Below are 24,571 nucleotides of genomic sequence, written 5' to 3'. Positions count from 1 at the left end.
AAGGAACGAGTGATCTTGCGACCAAGAATGGCACTCCTGTCGAGCTCCACGGTGGCGATGGCGGCCATCCTGTTTGCCGGTTGCGGCTCCCCCGCGGACAGTCCCGGTACCCGCACCGCCGACCGGCCGGGGACGTTGGTTTCGCAGCGGCCGCTCACGAATGCCGGTCCTGCCCTCGCGTCGTCAGCCGCTGCGGCGACCTACATGCGTCATGTCTCGACCGCGCCGGATAAGTCCGCGATCGAGGTGTCGGGCGCGGTGTTCTTGCCGGAAGGCGTGGCACCCGATGGCGGCTGGCCGGTGGTGGCATTCGCACACGGCACGACCGGCGTCGCCAACGACTGCGCGCCGACGAGCTCGCCCGTCCTGTTCGGCAACGACGACGAGGTCGCGGGCCTGCTCAATGACCACAAAGCCGTGGTCATGACGAATTACCAGGGCCTCGACGGGCCCGGCAAGGCCCCCTATCTGGATACGCCCTCGTCGGGGTACGACGTGCTCAACTCCGCGCGAGCGGCGCAGACTCTTGGCCTGCCCTTGTCGAAAGACACCGTCCTCGTCGGCCTCTCCCAGGGCGGACGCGCCACCGAATCCGCGGCCGAAACGGCGAAGTCCTACGCCCCCGAGCTGAAGATCCTCGGCAATGTGCTGTTGTCGCCGGCGTTGCGCATCGATCTGGCCCAGAGCATCGAGTCGAGGACGCTCAGCGCCGCTCAGTATCTGATCCTGCCCTACCTGGTGGAGGCCGTTCGGTACGGCGACTCCGGATACTCCGACGACAAGGTCCTGCACGGCGGACTGCTGGCGGCGGCGCCGCGCCTGGAATCCACCTGCGCCGGCCAGTTCACCGCGGCGGACGCCGCCGTGGGCCTGTCGGCCACCGCGGACGCCGCCCAATTCGTCGACGACGACGCGCGACGGGTATTCACCGAGTACGAAGCTCGCGGCAATCTGCCCAAGACGGCCACCGATATCCCGACCTACATCGCGCGCGGCGACAGCGACACTCTGGTCGACACCGCTTGGGGAAACCAGGCCGTCGCCGAGATGTGCCGGATCGGAATCCCGGTGCAGGACACGGTATTACCGGGCGGTCACGAGGCATTTGCCGCCGGTGTCGAGCAATGGACCGCGTGGATCGACGACCGATTCGCGGGCACACCCACAACGGCGACCACGTGCAGCCGATGACGCTGTCGAGCACGCGCCGGAAAGCCGGTGCGACCCTTCTCATCTTGACGATCTCCTACTACGTCGTCGAACTGATCGTCGCCGCCCGATGGCCTGAACCCCACACCTATAGCTGGTCGCAGAACATGATCAGCGACCTCGGCGTCCCCGAATGTCTCGGCGAAACGGGCCGATACGGTGACGGCACATTGAGCAGCCGCTACATCTGCTCCCCGTGGCACACGCTGATGTCCGCCGAGTTCGTACTGCTCGGCATCCTGTTATTCGCCGCCGCCATTCTGCTGTCGCCGATGCTGCCGAAAATCCCACTCGGAAAGGCACTTCCGTACCTTGCCGCGATCAACTGCCTCGGCATGGTTCTCGTCGGAACCTTCCCGGGAAGCTCCGGCGAGATTACCGGCGGCAGCCACGTTCGGGCCGTCCTACACCCGCTGGGCGCCTATCTGGAGCTGCTGTCGGGCATCGCGATCATGGCCATAGTCGCCCACCTCTACCGGTCGCACCGCACTTACACCGCCATCACCCTCGCGCTGCTGGCCGTGAGCATTGTGGGCGTCGTCGCCGCACTCACCAGCTCACACCTCGGCCTCGGACCCGGCGCCGCCGAACGAGTCGCCATAGATCCCTTCGTCTGGTGGCGAATCATCACCGGCGTCGCGCTGCTTGTCGCGCCCGTGCGACCCGCGCTGTCCCGGAGCGTCCTGACCGTCCCGCCGAACCGGACGTAGCCTGCGCAGCAGAGGGGCGCACGCCACACGGCGCACGCCCCTCTGAAAAACCTATGGCGACAAACGTTTCCGTCGCCGTGCGGCCTACCTCTTGCGCTCCCGCTTTTCGCGCACGCGGACCGAAACCCGCACCGGCGAACCGTCGAAGCCGAACTCCTCACGCAGGCGGCGCTCGATGAAGCGTCGGTAACCTGCCTCCAGGAAGCCGGTGGTGAACAACACGAAGGTCGGCGGCCGCGTCGTCGCCTGGGTGGCGAACAGGACGCGCGGCAGCCGGCCGCCACGCATGGGCGGCGGGGTTGCCGCGACCACTTCCTTGAGCCAGTTGTTCAGGCGACCGGTGGGGATGCGCTTGTCCCAGGATTCCAGAGCGGTTTCCATCGCGGGGACGAGCTTTTGGACGGCGCGACCGGTGTGGGCGGAGATATTCACCCGCTGCGCCCACGGGACGCGGACCAGGTCTCGATCGATTTCGCGATCGAGTTGCAGGCGGCGATCCTCGTCGACCAGGTCCCACTTGTTGAAGGCAAGCACGAGCGCGCGACCGGAGTCGGCGACCATGCTGATCACCCGCAAGTCCTGTTCCGTGATGGGCTGCGAGGCGTCGACCAACATGATCGCGACCTCGGAGGCCTCCAGCGCCGACTTGGTGCGCAGCGAAGCGTAGAACTCCATGCCACTGGCATGGGAGACCTTGCGACGCAGCCCAGCGGTATCGACGAATTTCCAGATCTTGCCGCCCAAGTCGACCAGCGAGTCGACCGGGTCGACGGTGGTGCCCGCAACATCGTGCACCACCGAGCGCTCGTCGCCGGCCAGCTTGTTGAGCAGGCTGGACTTGCCGACGTTCGGCTTGCCGACCAGCGAGACACGGCGTGGGCCGGTGCCGCCCCCACCCTCGCGCGGGGTTTCCGGTAGGACGGCAAGAACGTCGTCGAGCAGGTCGCCGGTACCGCGGCCATGCGCGGCGGAGACCATGCGCGGCTCGCCGAGGCCGAGCGACCACAGCGTGGCGGCCTCGGATTCGATCTTCTGGTCATCGACCTTGTTGGCGACCAAGATCACCGGGATGTTGGCACGGCGCAGCTTCTTGACCGCGGCCTCGTCGGTGGCGGTCGCACCGACCACCGCGTCCACCACGAGCAGGATCGCGTCTGCGGTGCTCATGGCCAGTTCGGCCTGTCGCGCTACCGACTGCTGCAGTCCCTTGGCGTCGGGCTCCCAGCCGCCGGTGTCCTGCACCAGGAATTTCCGACCGGACCAGTTCGCCTCGTAGGACACCCGGTCCCTTGTGACGCCGGGAATGTCTTCCACGACTGCCTCGCGACGGCCGATGATCCGGTTGACCAGAGTCGACTTGCCGACATTCGGGCGGCCGACCACGGCAAGGGTCGGCATGGGGATATGCGCGTCGACATCGAACTCACCGTCGAGATCGGCTACCTCCCAATCGGATTCATCGCTCCATACACCGTCACCGGCGAGAACATCTTCGCTCACTGGGCACCTCCCGTCCGGCTCGCCGAAACCTGCTGGCGCACAACGCGAAACAGTTCGTCGATGACTTCGTCCATGTTCATGTCACTGGTGTCGACCAGCACCGCATCCTCGGCAGGGCGCAGCGGCGACACCTTGCGGGTGGAATCGAGGTTGTCGCGCCGCTGTACATCGGCGAGCACGGCCTCGTAGTCGTCGCCGCGACCTTCGCGGATGTTCTGCTGGTTGCGCCGCTCGGCGCGCGCCTCCGCCGAGGCAGTCAGGTAGATCTTGGCATCCGCATTCGGCAGCACGACAGTGCCGATATCACGACCCTCGACCACGATTCGCTGTGCGGTGGAAGTGATGTCGCGCTGCAGGGCAACCAGCAGATCACGCACCTCCGGCACGGCGGAGACCGCGGAAACGGCCTTGGTGACAGCGTCGCCGCGAATCTCCGACGACACATCAACTCCCTCGAGCAGGATGACTTCCCGGCTCGGGTCGGTGCCGATGGTCAGCGGCAATTCCTTGACGGCCACACCGATCGCCGCGGTGTCGGTCAACTCGATACCGGCCCGCAGCACACGCAGCGTCGCCACACGGTACATCGCACCGGTATCCAGGTAGCGGGCGTCCAACCGGGTCGCCAGGCGCCGCGAGACGCTGGATTTGCCAGTGCCCGAAGGTCCGTCCATCGCGACGACAAGTGGCGAAGTGCCCGATATCTGCCCTGGGGCCTCGACCGGAATCTCCACACCGTTCACAACGACACCGCCTCATACAGTTTGCCGACTTCATCGCGACCGAGCACACGCAGCGTGCCGGGCCGTTGATCGCCCAACGCGACCGGACCGATATTGGTGCGCACCAGCCGGGTCACCGGGTGTCCGATGGCATCGAGCAGTCGGCGCACGATGTGCTTGCGCCCTTCGTGCAACACCAGTTTCACCAGAGAACGTCCCTCGCCCAGTTCGAGCACCTGGAACTTGTCGACCTTCGCTGGGCCGTCCTCCAGCTCGATGCCGTCCTTGAGACGCTTGCCGATCGACTTGTTGACCTCGCCGTTCACCGTCGCCAGGTAGGTCTTGGGCGTCTCGAACGAGGGGTGCATGAGCCGGTGGGCGAGATCACCATCATTGGTGAGCAGCAGCAGGCCCTCGGTGTCGGCGTCGAGCCGACCTACGTGGAACAGCCGCTGCCCGGCCGCGATCCGCTCGGCGACGATATCGCCGACGCAGGGGCGGCCGAGATCGTCGGACATCGTGGACTGCCAGCCCTTCGGCTTGTTCAGTGCGATGTGGACGAGTTCCTCGCGCACCATGACGCGCGTTCCGTCGACACGAACGACAGCGGTCTGCGGATTGATCCGCAAGCCCTGCTCGGTGACGATGGCGCCGTCGACCTCGACGCGCCCCTGCTCGATCATTTCCTCGGCGGCGCGACGCGAGGCGACGCCCGCCTTGGCGAGCACCTTCTGCAACCGTTCACCCTCCCCCGCCGGCAGTTTGACGTGCCCTTCCGCGGCGGGCTCGACGTGCTGACGCTTGGCGGGCTTGGCGTTGTTCAGCAGTGTCGGCGCGACAACCTTGCGCTCCGGCTTCGGGTTCTTGGTCTTGCGCGGAGTCGTTCCGGCTGCCGGAGACTGCGCGGGCCGACGTGCGGCACCGCCCTCCGAGGAACCGCGATAGCCGCCTTGCGACGAACCACGTTGCGCGGCACCACCTTGCGAGGATCCGCGGAAACCACTGTCTCCCTGCGAACCACCGCGGTAGCCGCCGCTCTGCGACGAACCACGTTGACCGGAACCGCCCTGCGAGGATCCGCGGTAACCGCTATCGCCCTGCGAACCACCTCGGTAACCGCCGCCCTGCGACGAACCGCGATAGCCGCCCTCGCCCTGCGAACCGCCGCGGTGCGACGAACCACGGTAACCGGCATCGCCCTGCGAACCACCGCGATAACCACCGCCCTGCGACGAACCACGCTGGCCGGAACCGCCCTGCGAGGATCCGCGGTAACCGCTATCGCCCTGCGAACCGCCACGGTAACCACCGTCCTGCGACGAACCGCGATAGCCGCCCTCACCCTGCGAACTCCCCCGCTGGCCGCTGCCTTGCGAACCGCCGCGGTAGCCCCCGCCCTGCGAACCTCCGCGGTCACTTCCTCCCCAGGAAGCTCCGCGCTGTGTTTCTCCCCGTTGCGCCGAGCGGGCTCCTCTGGAGCCTGCGTCACGGCCTGCGCCGCCTCTGGTGGGCTGGTCGCTGCGTTTTCTACGATCCGGTGTGCCATCTCGGCGAGCGGGCGTATTCATGTTGTCCTGTCAGTCCTCTGTGCCGAGGTCCAAATCGGCCTCGGCGGGTTTCCTCAGCCTGGTGTAACGGGGATCCGTGTCCAGGCTCTCGTTGATCTCATCGATCAGGTCGACGCCCGGAAGTAGGGGCGCCAGTGGTGGCAGATCGGTCAGCGACGGGAGTCCGATCCGTTCCAAGAACAGTTCGGTCGTGCAGTACTGCGTGCCGTTCGTCTCCGGGTCGACCCCGGCCTCGGCGATCAATCCCCGAGCCAGCAGGGTTCGCATGACCCCGTCGACGTTCACGCCGCGCACCGCGCTGACCCTGGTTCGGGTCACCGGCTGACGGTATGCCACCACCGCCAGCGTTTCCAATGCCGCCCGCGTCAATTTCGACCGGGCGCCGTCGAGCAGCATCCGTTCCACATATGGCGCGTACTCGCTGCGAGTATAGAAGCGCCAGCCGTCCCCGACGAAACGCAGATCGATACCACTACCCCGTGCGGACAGTTCCGCCGACATTTCCCGCAGTGTGCGATCCACCCGCGCCTGGGTATCCGCCAACGCGTCGGCCAGCAGTTCTACCGGGGCCGGAGCGTCAACAATGAGCAGCATGGCCTCCAGCGCCGACCGGAATTCGTCGTCGTCGAGCACCTCGGGGGTGAACTCCGCCACTGCGTCGCTCTCGGAGTCGTCCTCGGCCTGTTCACTCGCTGCTGCGGCCGGCCGCGAATCGCTGTCGGCGAGCTGCGCATCCTCGCTCCGGACGCTGTCCCGGGCGGTATCGGCGGTGCCGTCGCCATCGTCGAACACACCCGCCGGCCGCTGACCGCCCTTCGCCACGTCAGGAGTCACTTCGCCAGCCTCGTCCGCCGCAGTGGTTGCCTCATCGCGCTCGGCCGTGTTCATGGGTCGCTCGCCGTGCTCGCTCACCCGTAGTCCTCCTCGATAGTCACGGCGTCGGCCGTCTGCTCGGTGTCGTCCTTCGCGTCGCCGATCCAGCTGACCGAGAGCGGGCCGAGCGGGTCGGGCTGGTCGAACTCGATCGTCTTGCCTCGGTACAGCTCGAGCAGTGCCAGGAAGCGGGCGACGATCTGGATCGGCACATCGCAGTCGACGACCAGTTCACCGAAGGTCGTCCAACCGCCGGGCCCGCGCAGTTTCAGCATTTCAAGCACGATGGCGGCCTGCTCGACGACCGAGATGGCGTGCGAGTGCAGGTGGTCGAGTCCGACCTTGGGTACCGGGCGAGGCCGGAAGGCCGCGGCAGCGATCGCGGCGAATTCGTGTGCGTCGACTCCCAGCGTAACCTCGGGCAGCAGCTCAGCGAAGCGCTCCTCCAACCCCACCGCGCGTGGGTAGCGACGCAGCGCGACGGCCTCCAGCTCGCCGAGGAGTTCGGCGACCTGTTTGAACGCGCGGTACTGCAGCAAACGGGCGAACAGCAGGTCGCGTGCCTCGAGCAGCTCGAGATCCTCGGCGTCGGTCATCTCACCCGAGGGCAGCAGCCTGGCCGCCTTGAGGTCGAGCAAAGTGGCTGCGACGACCAGAAACTCGGTGGTCTGATCCAGGATCTTGTCGGCGCGCAACGCTTCCTGCCTGCCGCCCTCGGAACTCGCTGACAGGGCGGCCGTCAATGCCTTCGTGTAGGCGATGAATTCGTCGGTGACCTTGTGCAACGCCACCTCGGTGACATCGAGCTTGCGCGAGCTGATCAGCGTCAACAGCAGATCGAACGGTCCCTGGAAATTACTCAGCCGCAGATGAAATCCGGTCTTCTCCTCCGGCGGTCCGGCGGGATCAGCCTGCGCGGCGGCCGGATCGCGCTCGGCGCCGGGAACGTGCGCGTCCGAACCGCCCGTGCCCACGACAGACTCCGAGCCGAGCGTTTCCGTGGTTGTCGATGGCGCCGGCTCAGCCGCTTCCGTCACCGGCCCGACCGGTGGATGACTTCCCGCGCCATCGCCCGATATGCTTCGGCCCCAGCAGATTTCGACGCCCACGTGGTAATGGGTTCGCCCGCGACACTGGCGTCTGGGAACCGTACGGTGCGCGAGATGGCCGTGTCGTAGACCAGGTCGCCGAACACCTCGACCACTCGCGCCATCACCTGGCGCGAATGTAGTAGCCGCGAGTCGAACATCGTCACCACGATGCCGTAGAGGCTCAGTCTCGGGTTGAGCCGGTCGCGCACCTTCTCCACGGTGTCGTTGAGCAGCGCCAGCCCGCGCAGCGAGAAGTACTCGCATTCCATCGGGATGATCACGCCGTCCGAGCAGGCCAGCGCGTTCACCGTGAGCAGGCCGAGCGACGGCTGGCAGTCGATGAGGATGTAGTCGTAACGGTCGCGCACCGGCTCGAGCGCGCGGGCGAGCGTCTGCTCCCTGCCCACCTCGTTGACCAGCTGGATCTCCGCCGCCGACAGGTCGATGTTGCTCGGCAGCAGGTCCAGATTCTCGACGCGGGTCTCCATCAGTACGTCTTCGATCGACACCTTGGACCCGATGAGCAGGTTGTGCACCGTCAGATCGAGATCATGATGGGCCACACCCAGTCCCGCCGACAGCGCGCCCTGCGGGTCAAGATCGACGAGCAGCACCCGCCTGCCGAATTCCGCGAGCGCGGCGCCGAGGTTGATGGTCGAGGTCGTCTTGCCGACGCCGCCCTTCTGATTGCACATGGCGACGATCAGGGCGTCACCGTGCCGCTCGATCGGGGTCGGGTCGGGAACCGCACGCAGCGGCCGCCCGGTGGGGCCGAGCGCCGCGTCTTCGGGGACGGGTTCAGCGCCGTTGCCCCACAGCGTTTCTGCCGCAGCCTCCGAGTACGGACCCTGCCGGGTACTCGTAAGCGGCTGCGCCCCAGCACTGATCGGCGGCTCTGCCGCACTGGCTGTCGTCACGATCCGCTGCTCCTTATACGTTCCTACCCGTTGCCTCGCCGAGCGTAGCGAGGCCGATCGGGCCCGACCTCGCTTTCGTACGGTCCAGCTCTCGAAAGAACGCTACCGCTTGACTGTGTCCAACTGCCGCGCCTCAGCGCGGCGTGTTCGCAGTGAAAACGTTACCTCTCACTCTCTCACCGCCACTCGGGTCCGCCGTCGAAATGGACGTCGAACCGGTTGTGCAGCCCGTCCATACTGTCCCAGTCCGCCTCACCTTGCGCGATGCGACCGAGTTGCCGGAAGTATTCGAACCGGACGATACCCGGTCTGAGCACCCCCAGGAACTGTGCCGGGCCATCTGCCGACGCACCGAAAGCATGCACCGTGCCCGGCGGGACGACGACCACGGCCCCTCCGACACCGACCGAAGTTCGCCGTCGACAAGGAATTCCATGGTTCCGGCCAGGACGCAGAATTCAGTCGACTTGGTGTGGTGATGCGACCGTGTTCGGTTCGCGCCCGCCCGATATCGCGCCCGCAACTACCGCGCGCGAGGGTGCGCGGTGGCCCACACCTCGCGCAACGTGTTGACGGTGACCAAGGTATAGATCTGCGTGGTCGTGACGGAAGCGTGCCCGAGCAGCTCCTGCACCACGCGAACATCCGCCCCAGCGTCGAGTAAATGTGTCGCGAACGAATGCCGCAGCGTATGCGGTGATACCGCCGCGCCGATGCCCGCGCGCTCGGCCGTGGTCTGCAACACCTGCCAGGCCGTCTGCCGAGACAGCCGGCCCCCGCGGGCGTTCAGAAACAGTGCGCCCGCATTGCCTTTGCCGCTCGCGGCGAGCACGGGCCTGCCCCGCACCAGGTACGCGTCCACCGCGGCGAGTGCGGGCCTGCCGATCGGCACCATTCGCTGCTTACCACCCTTGCCGTGCAGCACGACCGCCCGTTCCTCGGTGTCGAGGTCATCGACGTCCAGCCCGACCATCTCCGAGATCCGTGCACCCGTCGAATAGAGCAGCTCGAGCAATGCACGATCGCGCAGGCCGCGTGGCCCACCGTCCGCTCCGCCCGAAGCATCGGAGCCCTCGGCGTCCATCGGGCCGCCACCCGCCGCCTCCAGCAACCGCAGAACCTGGTCGTAGGGCAGCGCTTTGGGCAGCCGGCGGCCCGGTGCGGGCGGTTTGACGGCATGCGCGACATCGGTCGTGGTGATGCCTTCGGCCGCCGCGAATCGGTGCAGCCCGCGCACGGCGATCAGTGCGCGGGCAACCGAGCTGGCCGCCAGCGACGGGTGGCCGGCGCCGCCCGCCCGCAACGCCATGGTGAACTCGCCGACATCCGATTCGGAGACCGTGTCGAGTCCGGTGACGCCACGACCGGTGAGGAAGTCCCGGTAGCGGTCGAGGTCCCGGCGGTATGCGCCGAGCGTGTTGCGCGCGGCGCCGCGCTCGACCGCGAGATGGTCGAGATAGGCGTCGATCTCTCGCGCGAGCACCGCCGGGTCCCCGTCAGTCTTCGGACTGCTGAGCCGCTTTGCGGCGTAGGAACGCCGCGGGCTGTCCTGGCCACGGCGCGTCGGCGGGTCGTAGCTCGGCGCTACCCGCCCGTACGGCCGCGAGCGCGAGCACACCGGCCACCGCCGTCGCGTTGACGATCTCGCCTGCCAGCGCGGCACGCACAGCCTCGTCGACCGGCATCCGGACCAGCTCCAGATCCGCTTCCTCGTTCTCCGGCTCGGGTTGATGGGTCTCGTACAGCCCTCGCGCGAAGTAGACCCGCAGTGCCTCGTCGGTGAAGCCGGGCGACAGCGCGACATCCACCAGCACCGACCATTCCCGTGCGGCCAGACCGGTCTCCTCGGCCAGCTCACGCTCGGCCGCTTCGAGCGGGTCCTCGCCCGACAGATCGAGCAGGCCCGCGGGCAACTCGAGCAGCCGGGTGCCGATCGGGTGCCGGTACTGCCGGATCAGCACCACGTTGTCGTTGTCATCGACCGCTGCGACGGCGACCGCACCGTGGTGCTCGATCACCTCACGCTCGACGACCCGACCACCCGGCATCGCCACCTGGTCGAGCCGCAGTGCGAGGATCGCGCCGCTGTAGACGGTCTTGCTGGACACCGTCTCGAAATCGTGGCTGCCCGGTCCACCCCCGTGTTCGGTCACGCCTGATCCGCGTCCGCGAGCTCTTCGTCCGGAAGATCGACCGGAAGTCGCTCGGCCAGCTTGTATTTCAGCGCCGCCGCGATGAGCGCCGCGAACAGCGGGTGCGGGCGGGTCGGGCGGCTCTTCAGCTCCGGGTGCGCCTGGGTGGCGACGAAGAACGGATGCTTGTCGGCGGGCAGCTCGACGAATTCGACCAGGTGCCCGTCCGGCGACGTGCCGCTGAACTGGAGGCCGCTGGTGGCGATCTTGTCGCGGTAGGCGTTGTTCACCTCATAGCGATGCCGGTGCCGCTCGGAAACCTGCTCGGTGCCGTAGGCCTGAGCGACCACCGACCCCTTGGTCAGGGTGGCCGGGTAGGCGCCGAGGCGCATGGTGCCACCGAGATCGGCCTCACCGGCGATGACCTGCTGCTGGTCGGCCATGGTCGAGATCACCGGATGCGGTGTGTCCGGCTCGAATTCGGCCGAGTTCGCCTCGGCGAGACCGACCGAACGCGCCGCTTCGATCACGACGCACTGCAAACCGAGACACAGGCCGAGCAGCGGCAAGCCCCTGGTCCGCGCGTACCGGATGGCGCCGACCTTGCCCTCGATGCCGCGGATGCCGAACCCACCAGGGATCAGCACGGCGTCCACATCGCGCAGCGCGGCCTGCGCACCCGCCGGGGTCTCACAGTCATCGGACTGCACCCAGTGGATGTTGACCTTGGCCCGGGACGCGAACCCACCCGCGCGCAGCGCCTCGGTCACCGACAGGTACGCGTCGGGCAGATCGACGTACTTGCCGACCAGCGCGACCTCGACGATCTCGCGGGGCGAGTGCACGCGATCGAGCAGATCACCCCAGACAGTCCAGTCCACGTCGCGGAACGGCAGCCCGAGCTTGCGCACCACATAGGCGTCGAGGCCCTCGCGGTGCAGCACCTTCGGAATGTCGTAGATCGACGGCGCGTCCGGGGTGGAGATGCAGGCGTCGACATCGACGTCGCACATCAGCGCGATCTTGCTCTTGAGACCCTGTGGCACGTCCCGATCGCAGCGCAGGATCAGCGCGTCGGGCTGGATACCGATGCTGCGCAGCGCCGCAACCGAGTGCTGCGTCGGCTTGGTCTTGAGTTCGCCCGATGGCGCCAGGTAAGGCACCAGCGACACGTGCAGGAAGAAAACGTTCTCCCGACCGACGTCGTGGCGCACCTGCCGCGCGGCCTCGAGGAACGGCTGCGACTCGATGTCGCCGACCGTGCCGCCGATCTCGGTGATGACCACGTCGGGGACATGTCCCTCCAGATCAGGGCCTGCCATCGCGAGGATGCGGCTCTTGATCTCGTCGGTGATGTGCGGGATGACCTGCACTGTGTCACCGAGGTACTCGCCGCGCCGCTCCTTGGCGATCACCGACGAATACACCTGCCCCGTGGTCACATTCGCGTCCCCGGACAGGTCCCTGTCGAGGAACCGCTCGTAGTGACCGACATCCAGGTCGGTCTCGGCGCCGTCCTCCGTCACGAACACCTCTCCGTGTTGGAACGGATTCATGGTGCCGGGATCGACGTTCAAGTACGGGTCGAGTTTCTGCATCGTGACGCGCAGCCCGCGCGCCGTCAACAGCTGACCGAGGCTGGAGGCGGTAAGACCTTTACCCAATGAGGAGGCGACACCACCGCTGACGAATATGTGTTTCGTCGCTGTTCGCGCCTGAATCCGTGTTTGACCCACGGGTCTTCACGGTAACACGAATCCGCAGTTCCGATCACACGCCACGCACGTTTGCCACTGGATCGCTGCGGTGGGACCACGCGGACAGCGGGCCGTGTTCACAGCGTAGCTACGGTGCGCCTGCCCCGAGTTGTGTCACCACACCGATTCACCGTGAGTACGACTGTGAGGGAGGTCGCCTCGGCACTGCCACCGTATCGCGGGCCGCCAGAACCGCCGGGGAGCCGCGAAAGGTTCAGCCGGGCAGCGCGACGAGGGTGAGGGAATTCGCCTTGGCGCCGGTGCCGTAGCGGCCCGCGCCGCCGTTCAGTTGCTCGCTGAGGCCGAGGACGGTGGTGACGCGGGCGATTTCCCGGTCGAGGTTGTCGACGGTGGTCACAGTGGTGGCCAGGGCGGCGTCCGAGCGGATGGTGGCGATGGGGCCAGGGTTGTCGTCAGCGCCGGAGCGGCCTGCCAGGACTACGCCCGCGGCGCGACCGCGGAGGGCGCCCGCGAAGCGGGCGATGTTCGAGCCTTGACCGTTCTCGCTGGAGCGGGCGCCGTTGCCGGTGATGACGACGGCGAGTTGCGCCGCGTTGACCGGAGTGTCGCCGTAGGCGAGAAATCCTCCGCCGCGCAGTGTCTCCAACGCAAGGCCGAGTTCCTGCGGGGTGCTGCGAGGTTGCGAGTTCGTGGGATCGAGCAGCAGCACCAGGCCGAGCAGGTCGCCTGCCATGCTGCCCTGGTCGACCGCTCCGCTGCGCAACTGAGCGCCCGCGGGGATGACATTGGTGATGGTGGTGCGCAGCCGGTCGCCCTCGGTGGTGTCGAGGAAGGCGTCGGTGAGTGCGATCTTGCCCGTCACCGTGGCGCCGGAGGTATCTAGACCCATCGTGACGGCCTCGATGTCGACGGGGTCGGCATCGGGGGTAGTGAACACCACGACGCTACGGTCGGTGAGAGTGCCGCCGAGGATCCGACCTGCCGAGCCTGCGATGAAACGATCGGCGGCGTTCAGCTCGTCGGTTAGTCGGCGGTTCTGTTCGGAGACCGTGTCGACCTGCTTGCGAAGATCGGACTTGTCCGCACGCAATCCGTGTAGCAAGTCAGCCGCCACCGTCTGCGAGCCGAGCACCACGCCGACGGCGATTGCCAGGAAGACCGCGACGATCGAAACGGAGTGCTGGCGTAGGGAGATCATCGACGCTCCTCGCCGACCAGGCCCTGCGCCCATAGTGCAAACCGATTCCAAGTGTCGACGGCCCAGTCCAGCACCTCGCTGCCTATATGGGAGGCGAGCATCGCGACGATCACGGCGATGAGCGCGGCGAGCACGATCATCGCGATCGCGGTGCCGGATACGCGGTTTCGGTAGAGGGTGGCGACGGCTTTGGCGTCCATCAGCTTCGTTCCGACCTTGAGCCGGGTGAGGAACGTGGCCGGGTTGCTGTCGCGGCGCCCGCGATCGAAGAAGTCGTCCAGCGATGCGGCGGCACCCGCGGTCACGATCAGCGACGCGCCGTGATGGTGGGCAAGCAGCAGCGCCAGGTCGGCAGGCGAGCCCGAAGACGGGAAGGTCGTTGCCCCGATACCGAGATCCTGAATGCGCTCCAGGCCTTTGGCATGGCCGTCGGTGTCGGCGGGCAGGATCACCTCGGCGCCGGACTTCAAGGTATTGGTGGTGATTTCGTCCGGATCGCCGACGATGAGGTCGGGGCGATAACGCTGCTTCATCAGGGTGTCCGCGCCGCGGCCGACGCCGATCATGATCGGCGCGTACTCCTTGATAAAGGGCTTGAGCGCCTTCAGCTCGTCCGCGTGGTCCGGGCCGTCGGCCACCACGACCACGTGCCGATGCTTCATCGTCAGGTCGAGTTCCGGAACGCCGATGCCGTCGATCAGCAGCGCACTCTCGGTGCGGAAGAACTCGATGGTGTTGCCCGCGAACGCCTCCAGATGATCGGCAAGGCCGTTGCGGGCCTCGATCATCCGGTCGGCAATGGCGGATTCGGTCAGCTCGATGCCCTCGACCAGGACCTCGGGTTCCTTCTTGGTCGACTTGTGCGCGTAGATGATGCCCTCGTCGACGCGGACTTTGACGCCATCCTTGATTTTGCTGAAAGCGTCCGAACTCACCGTATCCAGCAGTAGTATTCCGTTGGCCACCAACACTTCCGGGCCCAGATTCGGATAACGTCCAGAGATCGACGGCGAGGTATTCACCACCGCGACCACACCTGCTTCGACGAGCCGATCGGCAGTGAGCCGATCCAGATCCATCTCGTCCAGCACCACCACATCACCGGGCCCGACCCGCTCGAGCAGACGCCGGGTGTTGCGGTCGACCCGGGCGATGCCGGATAGCCCGGGCAGCGTTTCGGTGTTCCTCGACAACAACGCCAACATCTTCATGGGCCCGATAATGGCCGCCAACCCTCAACCATTGGTGGAGGCGCGCCGACTCATCTACCACATTCGTCACTGTGATACTTCTGGCACCATGCGATAAGCGAGCTTGCCCAGGCCGCGGGCCCGTGTGGCGTATCGAGGCCGGATCAGGGCTGTGGCTGATTGCCCTGCGGGCCGACCACCGGGACCGGGGACCAGGTGCGGGCGACGAATCCGAGCGCCTCGGGATCGATCACATACATCTCCAGGTACCCGCAGGTCGTGCAGATGAACTGCCACATCCCGTGCGTGTTGTGGCCTTGCCTGATGCCACGGAAGCCCGGCTCGATCGCAGGCATCAATGTCGCATAACCTGCCTGTCCGAGTTGCAAGCCGTTTCGCGACGCCCGAACCGTGGCCGATGAGCATTTGGGGCAGATTCCATCTCGCACAAAGCTGAAGTTACAGAGCAACTTCGGCCTGCACGTGCTGAATGAGCTCGATCGGCACCACGGACGCTCTGCGGCGGGCTCAGCGCTGGGGGAATGCGGTTGGCGTGTTCCACGTCCGCAAGAAAGGTGCGATCGAAAGATCTTCGCTCATGTTGCCAAGAATGTTCTGATGGCTTCGTCGCTGTGGAGGCGATTGACGCCGACTGTGACGTCGATCGTCGGGTAGTTTCTGCTCACGGCAGCGGCGATGTTCGAGAGGCGATCGGCGACTACCGTGGGATCGCGCAAAGACTCCTGGCTCAGACCCTCGAAGCCGGAGAACCCGTCGGCCACCAATGTCGCGTCGGGGTTGTTGATGATGTTTTCGTAGGTCTGAAATTCGACACTGACTATTTTGGATGTGTCCACACGGCCTGGGGTGGTGAATACTCGGTCGCTGACGCCTTCGATGTAGGTCTTTGCCGAATGCCCGTCCGCAGCCATCGGATTCACACGAATACTGTTGGCGTCGATACCCAGCACCATGCCCGCCGGATGGAACCGCATCGTGCCGTCACGGACATCTGTCCAGCTCGTGATCGTTCCGTATACGCCGGCGATATCGTCACCGTCCGTCAGGTATACGACGTCCCCGGCGCTACTGTGCGAAGCTGTACGGATATAGCCTTCTGAATCTGCGGCTTCCCTTCCCCGAAAAGCCTTGGGAAATACTTGCTCACACTGCCACAGGCGTGCTCCGTTATAGAAACGATCCAGCGGTGCGGACCCGGTTTCCAATAGCAGAGGCGAGGACGGCCCGTCGATGGCATCGGAATCGTGGCGGATCCCCGCGTCGGATCTCCCAAGTGTTCCGGCCGCACCCTCGGCTCCGTGACCGATGGATCTGGGGCCATGCGCCAAAGGCACTGCCCACCTCGTAATGTCATCGCTCAGACGTTCGGTAAGCAGGGCCAATTTCCGCGCCAGCAGGTCGGATCGGATCAACAAAACAGCGCTACTCTTGGCCTGATCCCGGCAGCTCCTTCTCGAAGCACCATCGCCGGCGTCCGCTTGGCCATGTGATCCTCAGCCGTTAGCCGCGCCAGGGATGCGGCCAAGCTGAGTCCGAAGCTGCTAGTTGGTTGCGTCGAGATGATCGGCTGCTCGATCGGTATGGCGACTGAGGTAACGCGGACCATCGGAGTCGAACCAAGCGAGGAGTACAGATTGCCCTCAGCCCGATCGACGACCTGCTTCATCAACCGAGCGATGCCGCTTTCACACAGAATGCAAGTCCTATCGCCGTGGCCTACAACCTGCGGCGACGCTATACGATTGGACACCGTTCTCCACCGTGCGAAGCCCTGGATATCCTACCAAGTGCGGCGTCCTCATGCTGCCCAGTTCCAGCATAATCCACACGCGCAGAAGGACTTTCGCCTCTGTTCGCGGTGCAATCGAATCGGACGCGATTGTGATCCCAGGTACAGGAGTCCCGGGGTCCCAGACAGTACCCGTATGCTGCGGGTCACAGATATCTCGAAGAGGAGACATTCATGGCCAGCACCACCGTCGACGCTGTCATCGCCGCCCCGCGTGAGGTCGTGTACCGGCTTTTCGCCGAGCGCGAGAGCATAAGCCCCTACCTGCCGGTCCAGGTCAAGCTGACGAAGCCGGGCCTGACCGAACGCGAAGGCGTCGGCGCGCAGCACCTGATCGGCGTCGGCCCGCTCGGGGTCACCGAGGAGATCACCAAGCTGGTGCCGGGTGAGCGCATGGAGTACAAGATCGTCAAGGGTGCCCCGGTGAAGCGGCACGTCGGTATCGTCACCTTCACCGACGCCGACAACGGCACCCTGGTCTCCTACACGATGGAATCCGAGCCGAGCCTCCCTGTGCCGTCCAAGATCCTCGAATTCGGCCTCCGCAACCTCATCGGCCAGTTCATCCGCGGCGCCCAAAAAGCAGTCCGCTGAGCAACCGCGCTCTTTCCGGGATCCGCAGCAACCGCGGATCCTGGAATGGGCACGGATCCGCACAAGGGTGCGGCTGTCAGGCCGGGGTGCGCTCGGAACGGGCGGTTTCGAGGAGTTCCTCGGCGTGGGCTCGGCCGGTTTCGGTGTCATCGAGGCCGGCCAGCATGCGGGCCAGTTCGATCACTCGCTCATCTTTGGTGAGGGCGCGGACGCCGCTGTTGACCTTGCCCTTGCCGTCGTCGGACTTGTCCACCACCAGATGTGTGTCGGCGAATGCCGCGACCTGCGGCAAGTGGGTCACCACAATCACCTGATGGGTGCGGGCGAGGCGGGCAAGCCTGCGGCCGATCTCCACCGCCGCGCGACCACCGACGCCGGCGTCGACCTCGTCGAACACCATCGTCGCGCCGTGGTCCGAACTGGCGAGCACCACCTCGAGAGCCAGCATCACACGCGAGAGTTCACCGCCGGACGCACTCTTGCTCAATGGCAGCGACTGCGCGCCGGAGTGTGCGGAAAGCCGGAACTCCACCTCATCCACGCCAGATGATCCCGCGTGCAGCTCTTTTCCATCGACCGTCAGCGGCGCGGAATCCTGCGGGCTCGCGGGCACCGGGCGCACCTCGACCTCGAGCCGAGCCTTGCCCATTGCCAGCCCGCCCAGTTCGGCGCTCACCGCGGAAGCAAGCTTGCCCGCCGACTTGGTCCGCGCGGCGGTCAGCTTGCGCGCCGCCTCACGGACACGCTCGGCGGCGATGTCCACCTCGGCGGCCAACGCAGTCAAGGCCTCTTCAGAAACATCGAGCGAGCCGAGCCGGGTGCGCGACTCGTCCGCCCACGCGATCACCCCGTCGATGTCCGGCGCGTACTTGCGGGTGAGCGTCTTGAGTTCGGCCTGTCTGGTCAGCAGTGAGTCCAGTGCGCCGGGATCGGACGGCAGGTCCGAGAGGTAGCCGCTGAGTTCGGTGGTCAGATCGACTACCAACGCGATGGCCTCCCCCAGCCGGGGCGCGAGCGCGGTCAGGGCGGGGTCGTCGGCCGACTCCACGCGGGCGCGGGCCACGCCGAGCAATTCCAGTGCACCCGAACCGTCTTCCGGCGAATCGGGGGAACCGGCCAGCGCGTCATGCGCTGTTACGGCGGCCCCGCGCAGCGAATCCAGGTCGCTCAGCCTGCGCACCTCGTCCACGATGCGCACGTCCTCACCGGGTTCCGGTGCGATGGCGTCGATCTCGGTCAGCGAATGCTTCAGCCGATCGGCTTCCAGCGCGAGTTCCCTACTGCGCGCGGTGCGTTCGATCAGTTCGGTGCGGGCGTCGAGCCAGGACCTTCGCTGCACCTGATACTTGCGCAGCAGCGGCCCTACCGTGTCGGCGGCGAATTGGTCCAGCGCCGACAACTGCTGGTCCGGACGCTGCAGTCGCAGTTGGTCGTTCTGGCCGTGCACGGTCAGCAGCGGGGCGGTGAAATCGGCGAGCACCGCGGCGGGCACACCGCGGCCGCCGAGATGGGCGCGGGAACGTCCGTCGCTGCCGACCGTCCGGATCGCGATGATGCTGCCATCGTCATCCGCCTCAGCCGCAGCGGATTCCAGCACCTGACCGACCTCGGCACGAGCGGCGTCATTGACGTCGTCGACGGTGAACCGCCCCTCCACCACTGCACGAGCAGCACCGAGCCGCACCCGGCCCGCATCGGCCCGCGCGCCGCTGAGCAGATGCAGGCTGGTGACCACCATGGTCTTGCCCGCACCGGTTTCGCCGGTGAGAACCGTCAGACCCTCGTGGAATTGCGCAGTGGCCGTCGATATAACGCCAAGGCCATCAATCCTGATCTCTGTCAGCACGTGTGCTCTCCGTTCGCCGTCGGCCACGCCAGCCTGTCACGGGCAATTGGAACTTGCGCACCATCCGGTCCGCGAAAGGCGCGGAATCCAACCGCACCCAGCGCACCGGTTCGGCACCGCGGACGGCTTCGACCCGCCCGCCCTTCGGCAGTGCGAGGGTGCGCCTGCCATCCAGAAAAACTATCGCATCATGACCCGTCGCAACGGATTCCACCGCGATACGGGACTCCGGGCTGGTCACCAGCGGACGCGCGAACAGGGCATGAGCGTTGCTCGGAATCACCAGCAGCGCTTCGAGTTCCGGCCACACCACCGGACCGCCGGCGGAAAACGCGTACGCGGTCGAACCGGTGGGGGTCGAGATCAGGATACCGTCGCAGCCGAACTGCGATACCGGACGTCCGTCGACCTCCAGCACGACCTCCAGCACACCCATCCGCGAAGCATTCTCGATACTTGCTTCGTTCAACGCCCAACCGGTTTCGACGATCTCGTCGTCCACCCGGACGGTGACGTCGATGGTCATCCGGTGCTCGATGCGGTAGTCCTTGCCGACCACATGGGCCAACGCCTCGTCCAGATGCTCCGCCTCGGCCTCGGTGAGAAACCCGATGCGGCCCAGGTTGATTCCCAGCACCGGCACACCAGCAGGCCTGGCCAGTTCGGCGGCGCGCAGGAAAGTACCGTCACCACCGAGGACCAGCACCATCTCGCAACCCACCGCCGCATCCGGGCAATGCTCGACCACCCGGACCGGATAACCGCCGGGTGCTGCCACTGCCGAAGAGCCAGGCCCTGGAGCCTCGCAATCGACATCGACATCGAACCGGGTGCCCTCCGCCTCGTCGGCGAGCACTCGCAGCCCGATCCCGGCGTCCGCGAAGATCTTGGCCACCCGATGGGCGGTTTCGATGATCTCCGCACGGCCGGGATGCGAAACCAACAGAATTTCCCGGCCACCGGACTCGGCCGGCGCCTGCGCGTTCACTGTGGACCCTCCTCAACCGCACGCTCGACGAGGGCCGCGACCTGCTCGCCGTCGTACTCGAACTGCCCGTCTTTACACAGCCACAGAAAGTATTCGACATTGCCCGACGGGCCTGGCAGCGGGCTGGCCACGACCGCTCTGGTTCGCAGCCCCAAACCCGCGGCCGCGGCGGCGACATCGCGCACCACTTCGGCACGCAAGGCCGGATCCCGCACCACACCGCCGGAACCCACCCGCTCCTTACCCACCTCGAATTGAGGCTTCACCATGGGCAGCAGATCCGCGCCCGGCGCCGAGCAGGCGGCGAGCGCGGGCAGCACCAGGCCGAGGGAGATGAACGACAGATCGCCGACCACGAGCTCGACGGTGCCGCCGATCGTTTCGGGAGTCAAGCCGCGAACGTTGGTGCGATCGAAAACCCGCACCCGCTCGTCGTTCTGCAGCCGCCAGATCAACTGGCCATAGCCGACATCGACGGCGACCACCTCGCGCGCTTCCCTGGAAAGCAGCACGTCGGTGAATCCACCGGTGGACGCGCCCGCATCCAGGCAGCGTTTGCCCGCAATCGTCAAACCCTCGGGCTCGAACGCTTCGAGCGCGCCGAGCAGCTTGTGCGCGCCACGTGACGCCCACGACACCTCGTCGGGTTCGTCGCGCACAATCAGCGGTGTACCGGTTTCGACAGCGGTCGCCGGCTTCACCGCGACCGTTCCAGCTATCAGGACGCGGCCCGCACCGATCAGCTCGACCGCGTGCTCCCGCGATCTCGCCAACCCGCGGCGAACCAGTTCGGCGTCCACTCGCGCGCGCCTGGCCACCTCAGATCTTGTCCACCGTGGCCAAGGCCTGGACCAGCACCTCGTGTGCCTGCTCCAGGATGCGAGCGCGCCGCGTGATGTCGGTGCCGGATTCGGCGCCCTCGGGCAGGCCCGCGCGTGAATCGAGTTCGGCGAGCAGGCTGTTGACGTCGGCGCGAATCCGAGCGGGATCGGCCGGTTCCGGGCGCCCTTGCGCGCCCGGCAGATGCTGGCCGGGCATCGGGACCCCGGGGCGGGGTCCGTTCGCGCCGGGGCCGTTCATACCGGGTCCATATGGGCGGGGCATCGGAGTAGTCATCGTGCCGTCAACGCTATCGGATTTCCGAAGCGGACGCGCGCACCATCACGGCTCGTCCCGGGTTGCGGCGCAAGCGTTCGGTCAGGTCGGCGGCCAAATCGGTCGCGGCAGGATCCGGTTCGCTGTCCGCCGGCGGGTAGTTCAGTGCGTCCAGCGATTCCGAAACGTATGTCGGAATCCGGTCCGCAGGGGCATCGCGCAACTCGTCGAGCGTGCTTACGCCGGTCAGGACCAGCAACGATTCGAGGCCGACCCGGTTGGCGCCCTCGATATCGGTGTCCAGGCGGTCGCCAACCACCAGGGCGCTGCGTGTCCCGGCCCGCACCAAGGCATCCTCCATAAGCGGCGCGTACGGCTTGCCCGCCACCAACGGCGAACGACCGGAGGCCGCACGTAGGGCGGCGACCATGGCGCCGTTGCCTGGCGCGAGTCCGCGCTCGTTCGGCAGCGTCTTGTCGGTATTGGCGGCGACCCATAAGGCGTCCGCGCTCAGCGCATAGGCCGCCTCGGCCAGATCCGGCCACGCGGTTTGGGGCGAATGTCCTTGTACAACAGCATCGGGCGCGGTGCCGTTGAAGCGGCGGACCGAACGCAGACCCACCGCGTCGACCTCGGCGGCGAGGTCATCGGTGCCGACGATCAACACGGTCGCATTGGCGTCGAGTCGTTCCGCGAGCAGCCGAGCCGCCGCTTGCGCGCTGGTCACGACATCGTCTGTCGTCGCGGGGAAACCGAGTTCGGTCAGGTGCTGAGCAACCGCATTCGGGCCACGGCTGGCATTGTTCGTGACATACACGAGCCGTTGCGACTCGCCGGAATTCGCCAGCGCCTCGGGGGCACCCTCGATCACCTCGGGTCCGCGATACAGCGTGCCGTCCAGATCCAGCAGCAGGGCTTCGTAGCGATCTCGTAGCCGCTTCACACCACTCTCACTCCATGTCACCGTCGGCAGCGGTTGCCGAACTCCTCGCCATATTCCGGTTGCCCGGCGGTCTACTCCGCGGGTCGACACGCGGTCGCGGCCACCGGAGGAGGCACACCGCACACTACGCTCACAGCCCGACAGAAAAGTACGGCCCTCGTCGCCACTCGGGTCACGACCGGCCGTAGAGCAGCCGGGCACGGACGGTGTCCACGAACCCTTCTTCGGGCACATGCAGGAAGTAGTCCAGCTGCCACGCCTGCGTGGCTCTGGCCTGACGGTTCGTGGCGTCCGCCCATGGCGGATAGATCCGAAATCCACGCTTGCCACCCGAACCATCAACCGAGACAATGCCTTTCGCACCCAACACGGTGCCGGGAAACACAAACTGGCCGAGGTGGTTTTCGGTGCGGGTGCTGACGACGAAGAGGTCGACGCGATCGGCGACATCGAACGGCCGGATCGGGCCGTCCACACAGCGCTGCCAGACAGTGACGAACTGACCGACTTTCGTCGGCGTCGTCTTGGCTACCCGGAACCGCACCGAGCGCCCATCGACTGTAAAGGCGTATGCCCCATACTCGGCGCTCTCAGGTTCGGGTACCGGCATGGAACATTCGAACTCACCAGGCCCGTATACCAATGCCTTCGCGGCCGCTAGATCACTGTGAGCCGACCAAGATTCCACCTGTGCCACCCTCACACCGATCTCACTCAGAGGTCGGCGTCGCCGGTCAGCTCCGCCGCGCGCTCCTCGGCATCGGTTTCGCCGTCCAGGTCGGCGGAGGCGGAATTGAGGAACCAGGTGAGACCGTCGTCGGTCCGGCCCGCGGCGACCAGTGCGTCGGCATAGGCGTAGAACAGGCGAGCCGCGGCGGAGCCCGTGCGGGACGGGTCCAGATCGGAGGTCTGCAGGGTGACGACAGCCTGGTCGTACTGGCCCAGGTCCATGCGGGCGCCCGCGACCACGATACGCAACTCGCTCGCCTCGTCACCGCTCAGTGCGCGCGCCTCGTCGCTGCGGCCGAGTTCGATCGCGCGCTCGGGGCGGCCGAGTCCACGTTCGCAGTCCGCCATGACCGCGAGCAGACCGGAGCCGCCGGACATCCGGCGGGCGGTGCGCAGTTCGGAGAGAGCCTCGGCCCATTCGCCCGCGTGATACGCGGTGACGCCCGCGGTTTCGCGAACCACGGCAATGCGGCCTGCGCGTTGCCGTGCGGCACGGGCGTGCGCCAGCGCGAGGCCGGGGTCGTCGTCGATCAGTCGAGCGGCCATCACCAAGTGGCGCGCGACGGATTCCGCATTCGTCTTGTCCAGGCTCAGCAGGTCACGGCGGACCGCGGGTTCGAGATCGGCGGCCTGGACGTCGTCCGGCAGATCCGGCTCTTCGGGCCGCGGCGGGCGTCGATCCGGCGATTGGCCGCCGCCTCCGGCGCGCGCGCCTTCGCCACCGCGGCGACGATCCGGCGACGGTCCATCACCGCGCTGGAACGAACCACGGTCCGAGCCGCCACGTTCACCGGACTGACCGAAGCCGGCGCGCTGACCAGAATCACGTTTGAATCCACCACGCTGCCCGGAATCACCGCCGCGTTTGAAACCACCACGGTCGTCGGAGCCGCCACCCTGGCGCGAATCGCCGCCTCGGCTGGAGCTGCCACGGTCACCGGAATCACCACTGCCGCGGTTGAATCCACCACGCGGGCCGGAATCACTACCGCGATTGAAGCCGCCACGTTGGCCCGAATCGCTGCCACGGCCGGAGCCACCGCGATCGCCCGAGCCACCACCACGGTTGAAGCCGCCACGATCGCCGGATTCCCCGCGCTGACCAGAATCAGCTCTTCGGTCGAAACCGCTGCGATCGTTGGAGCCGGTGCGCTGGCCGGAATCACCGCTACGGCTGTAGCCACCGCGCTCACTCGAATCCTCGCGACGCTTGAAGCCGCCTGTCGAGTCGCCGCGCTGACCGGAGCCACCGCGATCGCCGGAGTCGTTGCGGCGGTTGAAGCCGCCACGATCGCCGGATTCCCCGCGCTGCCCGGAATCACCGCCGCGTTTGAAACCACCGCGCTGGTCCGAGCCGCGCGCGGACCCTTGGCGGTCACCGCCCGTGCGATCACGGTCGGGGCGGTTCGAGGACGAGTCCCCGCCGCCGCCACGCGCCGGGCGATCGCCACCTTCACCACGCTGGCCGGAACCAGAGGCGGGGGTGTCACGCCGGAAGGACTTCCGGTTGTCGTTCTGTTCCGACACGGTGATCCCTTTCTAGGTTCCGCGAGAGTGGTCGGGGCCCCACAAATTGAATCACGTGTCGATGGTGGGGCATGGACGCGGAGGCGCGAGATGGGCACGGCAAGGTGCCCAAACGCCGATAGGGGACCCAGAATCTGGGTCCCCTATCGTGAATGATGTTCCGGCGGTGTCCTACTCTCCCACACCCTGTCGAGTGCAGTACCATCGGCGC

Annotated in this window: 23 protein-coding genes and 1 pseudogene; 3 read left to right on the top strand and 21 right to left on the bottom strand. The window is 66.6% G+C overall.

The genetic code is table 11. The annotated features are described in order from the left end of the window. Window positions 1-27 precede the first annotated feature (27 nt). Window positions 28-1,191, top strand: coding sequence for a lipase family protein (locus ACFQZZ_RS00120; RefSeq protein ID WP_378671969.1), 1,164 nt, complete (start codon window positions 28-30; stop codon window positions 1,189-1,191). A 44-nt stretch (window positions 1,192-1,235) separates the two neighbouring features. After that, window positions 1,236-1,919 (top strand): DUF998 domain-containing protein, encoded by a 684-nt coding sequence (locus ACFQZZ_RS00115; protein WP_378671966.1) that lies wholly within the window; start codon window positions 1,236-1,238, stop codon window positions 1,917-1,919. An 84-nt stretch (window positions 1,920-2,003) separates the two neighbouring features. On the opposite strand, the gene der is transcribed toward ACFQZZ_RS00115, so the two are convergent. The 14 genes from der to ACFQZZ_RS00045 form a co-directional block, all read right to left on the bottom strand. Continuing rightward, window positions 2,004-3,419, bottom strand: coding sequence for a ribosome biogenesis GTPase Der (gene der, locus ACFQZZ_RS00110; protein ID WP_378671962.1), 1,416 nt, complete (start codon window positions 3,417-3,419; stop codon window positions 2,004-2,006). Further along, on the bottom strand, window positions 3,416-4,093 hold the full coding sequence (gene cmk / locus ACFQZZ_RS00105; RefSeq protein ID WP_378672102.1) for a (d)CMP kinase: 678 nt from the start codon (window positions 4,091-4,093) through the stop codon (window positions 3,416-3,418). Before cmk ends, der begins: the two co-directional genes overlap by 4 nt. Window positions 4,094-4,158: 65 nt before the next feature. Next, a complete protein-coding gene (locus tag ACFQZZ_RS00100) occupies window positions 4,159-5,709 on the bottom strand; it encodes a pseudouridine synthase (RefSeq protein ID WP_378671959.1) in 1,551 nt (516 codons plus the stop codon). A gap of 9 nt (window positions 5,710-5,718) precedes the next feature. Continuing rightward, a complete protein-coding gene (locus tag ACFQZZ_RS00095; protein WP_378672099.1) occupies window positions 5,719-6,363 on the bottom strand; it encodes an SMC-Scp complex subunit ScpB in 645 nt (214 codons plus the stop codon). A gap of 254 nt (window positions 6,364-6,617) precedes the next feature. Further along, complete coding sequence (locus ACFQZZ_RS00090; protein WP_378671956.1) at window positions 6,618-7,556, bottom strand: segregation and condensation protein A; 939 nt, start codon at window positions 7,554-7,556, stop codon at window positions 6,618-6,620. A gap of 59 nt (window positions 7,557-7,615) precedes the next feature. Further along, window positions 7,616-8,590, bottom strand: a complete 975-nt coding sequence (locus ACFQZZ_RS00085; RefSeq protein WP_378671953.1) for a ParA family protein — start codon at window positions 8,588-8,590, stop codon at window positions 7,616-7,618. A 176-nt stretch (window positions 8,591-8,766) separates the two neighbouring features. Next, the gene (locus tag ACFQZZ_RS00080; protein WP_378671950.1) at window positions 8,767-8,979 is read right to left on the bottom strand and encodes a hypothetical protein; all 213 of its coding nucleotides are present in this window, start codon (window positions 8,977-8,979) and stop codon (window positions 8,767-8,769) included. A 134-nt stretch (window positions 8,980-9,113) separates the two neighbouring features. Further along, window positions 9,114-10,073: a site-specific tyrosine recombinase XerD gene (xerD, locus tag ACFQZZ_RS00075; RefSeq protein WP_378671947.1), complete on the bottom strand. Its 960-nt coding sequence runs from the start codon at window positions 10,071-10,073 to the stop codon at window positions 9,114-9,116. Between the two features lie 13 nt (window positions 10,074-10,086). Beyond that, window positions 10,087-10,743, bottom strand: a complete 657-nt coding sequence (locus ACFQZZ_RS00070) for an NUDIX domain-containing protein (protein WP_378671944.1) — start codon at window positions 10,741-10,743, stop codon at window positions 10,087-10,089. Further along, window positions 10,740-12,458, bottom strand: a complete 1,719-nt coding sequence (locus ACFQZZ_RS00065; protein ID WP_378671942.1) for a CTP synthase — start codon at window positions 12,456-12,458, stop codon at window positions 10,740-10,742. Before ACFQZZ_RS00065 ends, ACFQZZ_RS00070 begins: the two co-directional genes overlap by 4 nt. A gap of 235 nt (window positions 12,459-12,693) precedes the next feature. Next, window positions 12,694-13,638 (bottom strand): copper transporter, encoded by a 945-nt coding sequence (locus ACFQZZ_RS00060; protein ID WP_378671939.1) that lies wholly within the window; start codon window positions 13,636-13,638, stop codon window positions 12,694-12,696. Next, a complete protein-coding gene (steA, locus tag ACFQZZ_RS00055; RefSeq protein ID WP_378671937.1) occupies window positions 13,635-14,849 on the bottom strand; it encodes a putative cytokinetic ring protein SteA in 1,215 nt (404 codons plus the stop codon). The genes ACFQZZ_RS00060 and steA overlap by 4 nt, the downstream gene beginning before the upstream one ends. A gap of 143 nt (window positions 14,850-14,992) precedes the next feature. Further along, the gene (locus ACFQZZ_RS00050) at window positions 14,993-15,184 is read right to left on the bottom strand and encodes a hypothetical protein (RefSeq protein ID WP_378671934.1); all 192 of its coding nucleotides are present in this window, start codon (window positions 15,182-15,184) and stop codon (window positions 14,993-14,995) included. Between the two features lie 240 nt (window positions 15,185-15,424). Next, on the bottom strand, window positions 15,425-16,261 hold the full coding sequence (locus ACFQZZ_RS00045; RefSeq protein ID WP_378671931.1) for a hypothetical protein: 837 nt from the start codon (window positions 16,259-16,261) through the stop codon (window positions 15,425-15,427). A 551-nt stretch (window positions 16,262-16,812) separates the two neighbouring features. Between ACFQZZ_RS00045 and ACFQZZ_RS00040 the strand changes: the two genes are divergently transcribed. After that, a complete protein-coding gene (locus ACFQZZ_RS00040; RefSeq protein ID WP_378671928.1) occupies window positions 16,813-17,232 on the top strand; it encodes an SRPBCC family protein in 420 nt (139 codons plus the stop codon). Between the two features lie 76 nt (window positions 17,233-17,308). Here the strand turns inward: ACFQZZ_RS00040 and recN are convergent, their stop codons facing one another. The 7 genes and pseudogenes from recN to ACFQZZ_RS00005 all read right to left on the bottom strand — a co-directional run. After that, window positions 17,309-19,078 carry a DNA repair protein RecN gene (gene recN, locus ACFQZZ_RS00035; protein WP_378671926.1) on the bottom strand — a complete coding sequence of 590 codons (1,770 nt, stop codon included), beginning with the start codon at window positions 19,076-19,078 and terminating at the stop codon, window positions 17,309-17,311. Continuing rightward, entirely contained in the window at window positions 19,056-20,066 is a 1,011-nt protein-coding gene (locus ACFQZZ_RS00030) for an NAD kinase (protein WP_378671923.1), read from the bottom strand. The genes recN and ACFQZZ_RS00030 overlap by 23 nt, the downstream gene beginning before the upstream one ends. Beyond that, on the bottom strand, window positions 20,063-20,884 hold the full coding sequence (locus ACFQZZ_RS00025) for a TlyA family RNA methyltransferase (RefSeq protein ID WP_378671920.1): 822 nt from the start codon (window positions 20,882-20,884) through the stop codon (window positions 20,063-20,065). Before ACFQZZ_RS00025 ends, ACFQZZ_RS00030 begins: the two co-directional genes overlap by 4 nt. A gap of 1 nt (window position 20,885) precedes the next feature. After that, window positions 20,886-21,182: a hypothetical protein gene (locus tag ACFQZZ_RS00020; protein WP_378671917.1), complete on the bottom strand. Its 297-nt coding sequence runs from the start codon at window positions 21,180-21,182 to the stop codon at window positions 20,886-20,888. Window positions 21,183-21,195: 13 nt separating this feature from the next. After that, a complete protein-coding gene (locus ACFQZZ_RS00015; RefSeq protein WP_378671914.1) occupies window positions 21,196-22,104 on the bottom strand; it encodes an HAD-IIA family hydrolase in 909 nt (302 codons plus the stop codon). Between the two features lie 172 nt (window positions 22,105-22,276). Then, window positions 22,277-22,714 (bottom strand): MepB family protein, encoded by a 438-nt coding sequence (locus ACFQZZ_RS00010; RefSeq protein ID WP_378671911.1) that lies wholly within the window; start codon window positions 22,712-22,714, stop codon window positions 22,277-22,279. A 104-nt stretch (window positions 22,715-22,818) separates the two neighbouring features. Then, a pseudogene (locus tag ACFQZZ_RS00005) lies at window positions 22,819-23,820 on the bottom strand (hypothetical protein); the annotation flags it as partial. Window positions 23,821-24,571: the final 751 nt, after the last annotated feature.

It is taken from the genome of Nocardia sp. GCM10030253, assembly GCF_042675075.1.
Lineage (GTDB): Bacteria > Actinomycetota > Actinomycetes > Mycobacteriales > Mycobacteriaceae > Nocardia.
Note: the sequence above shows the minus strand (reverse complement) of the source record. Positions and strands in the feature narration are given on the sequence as shown.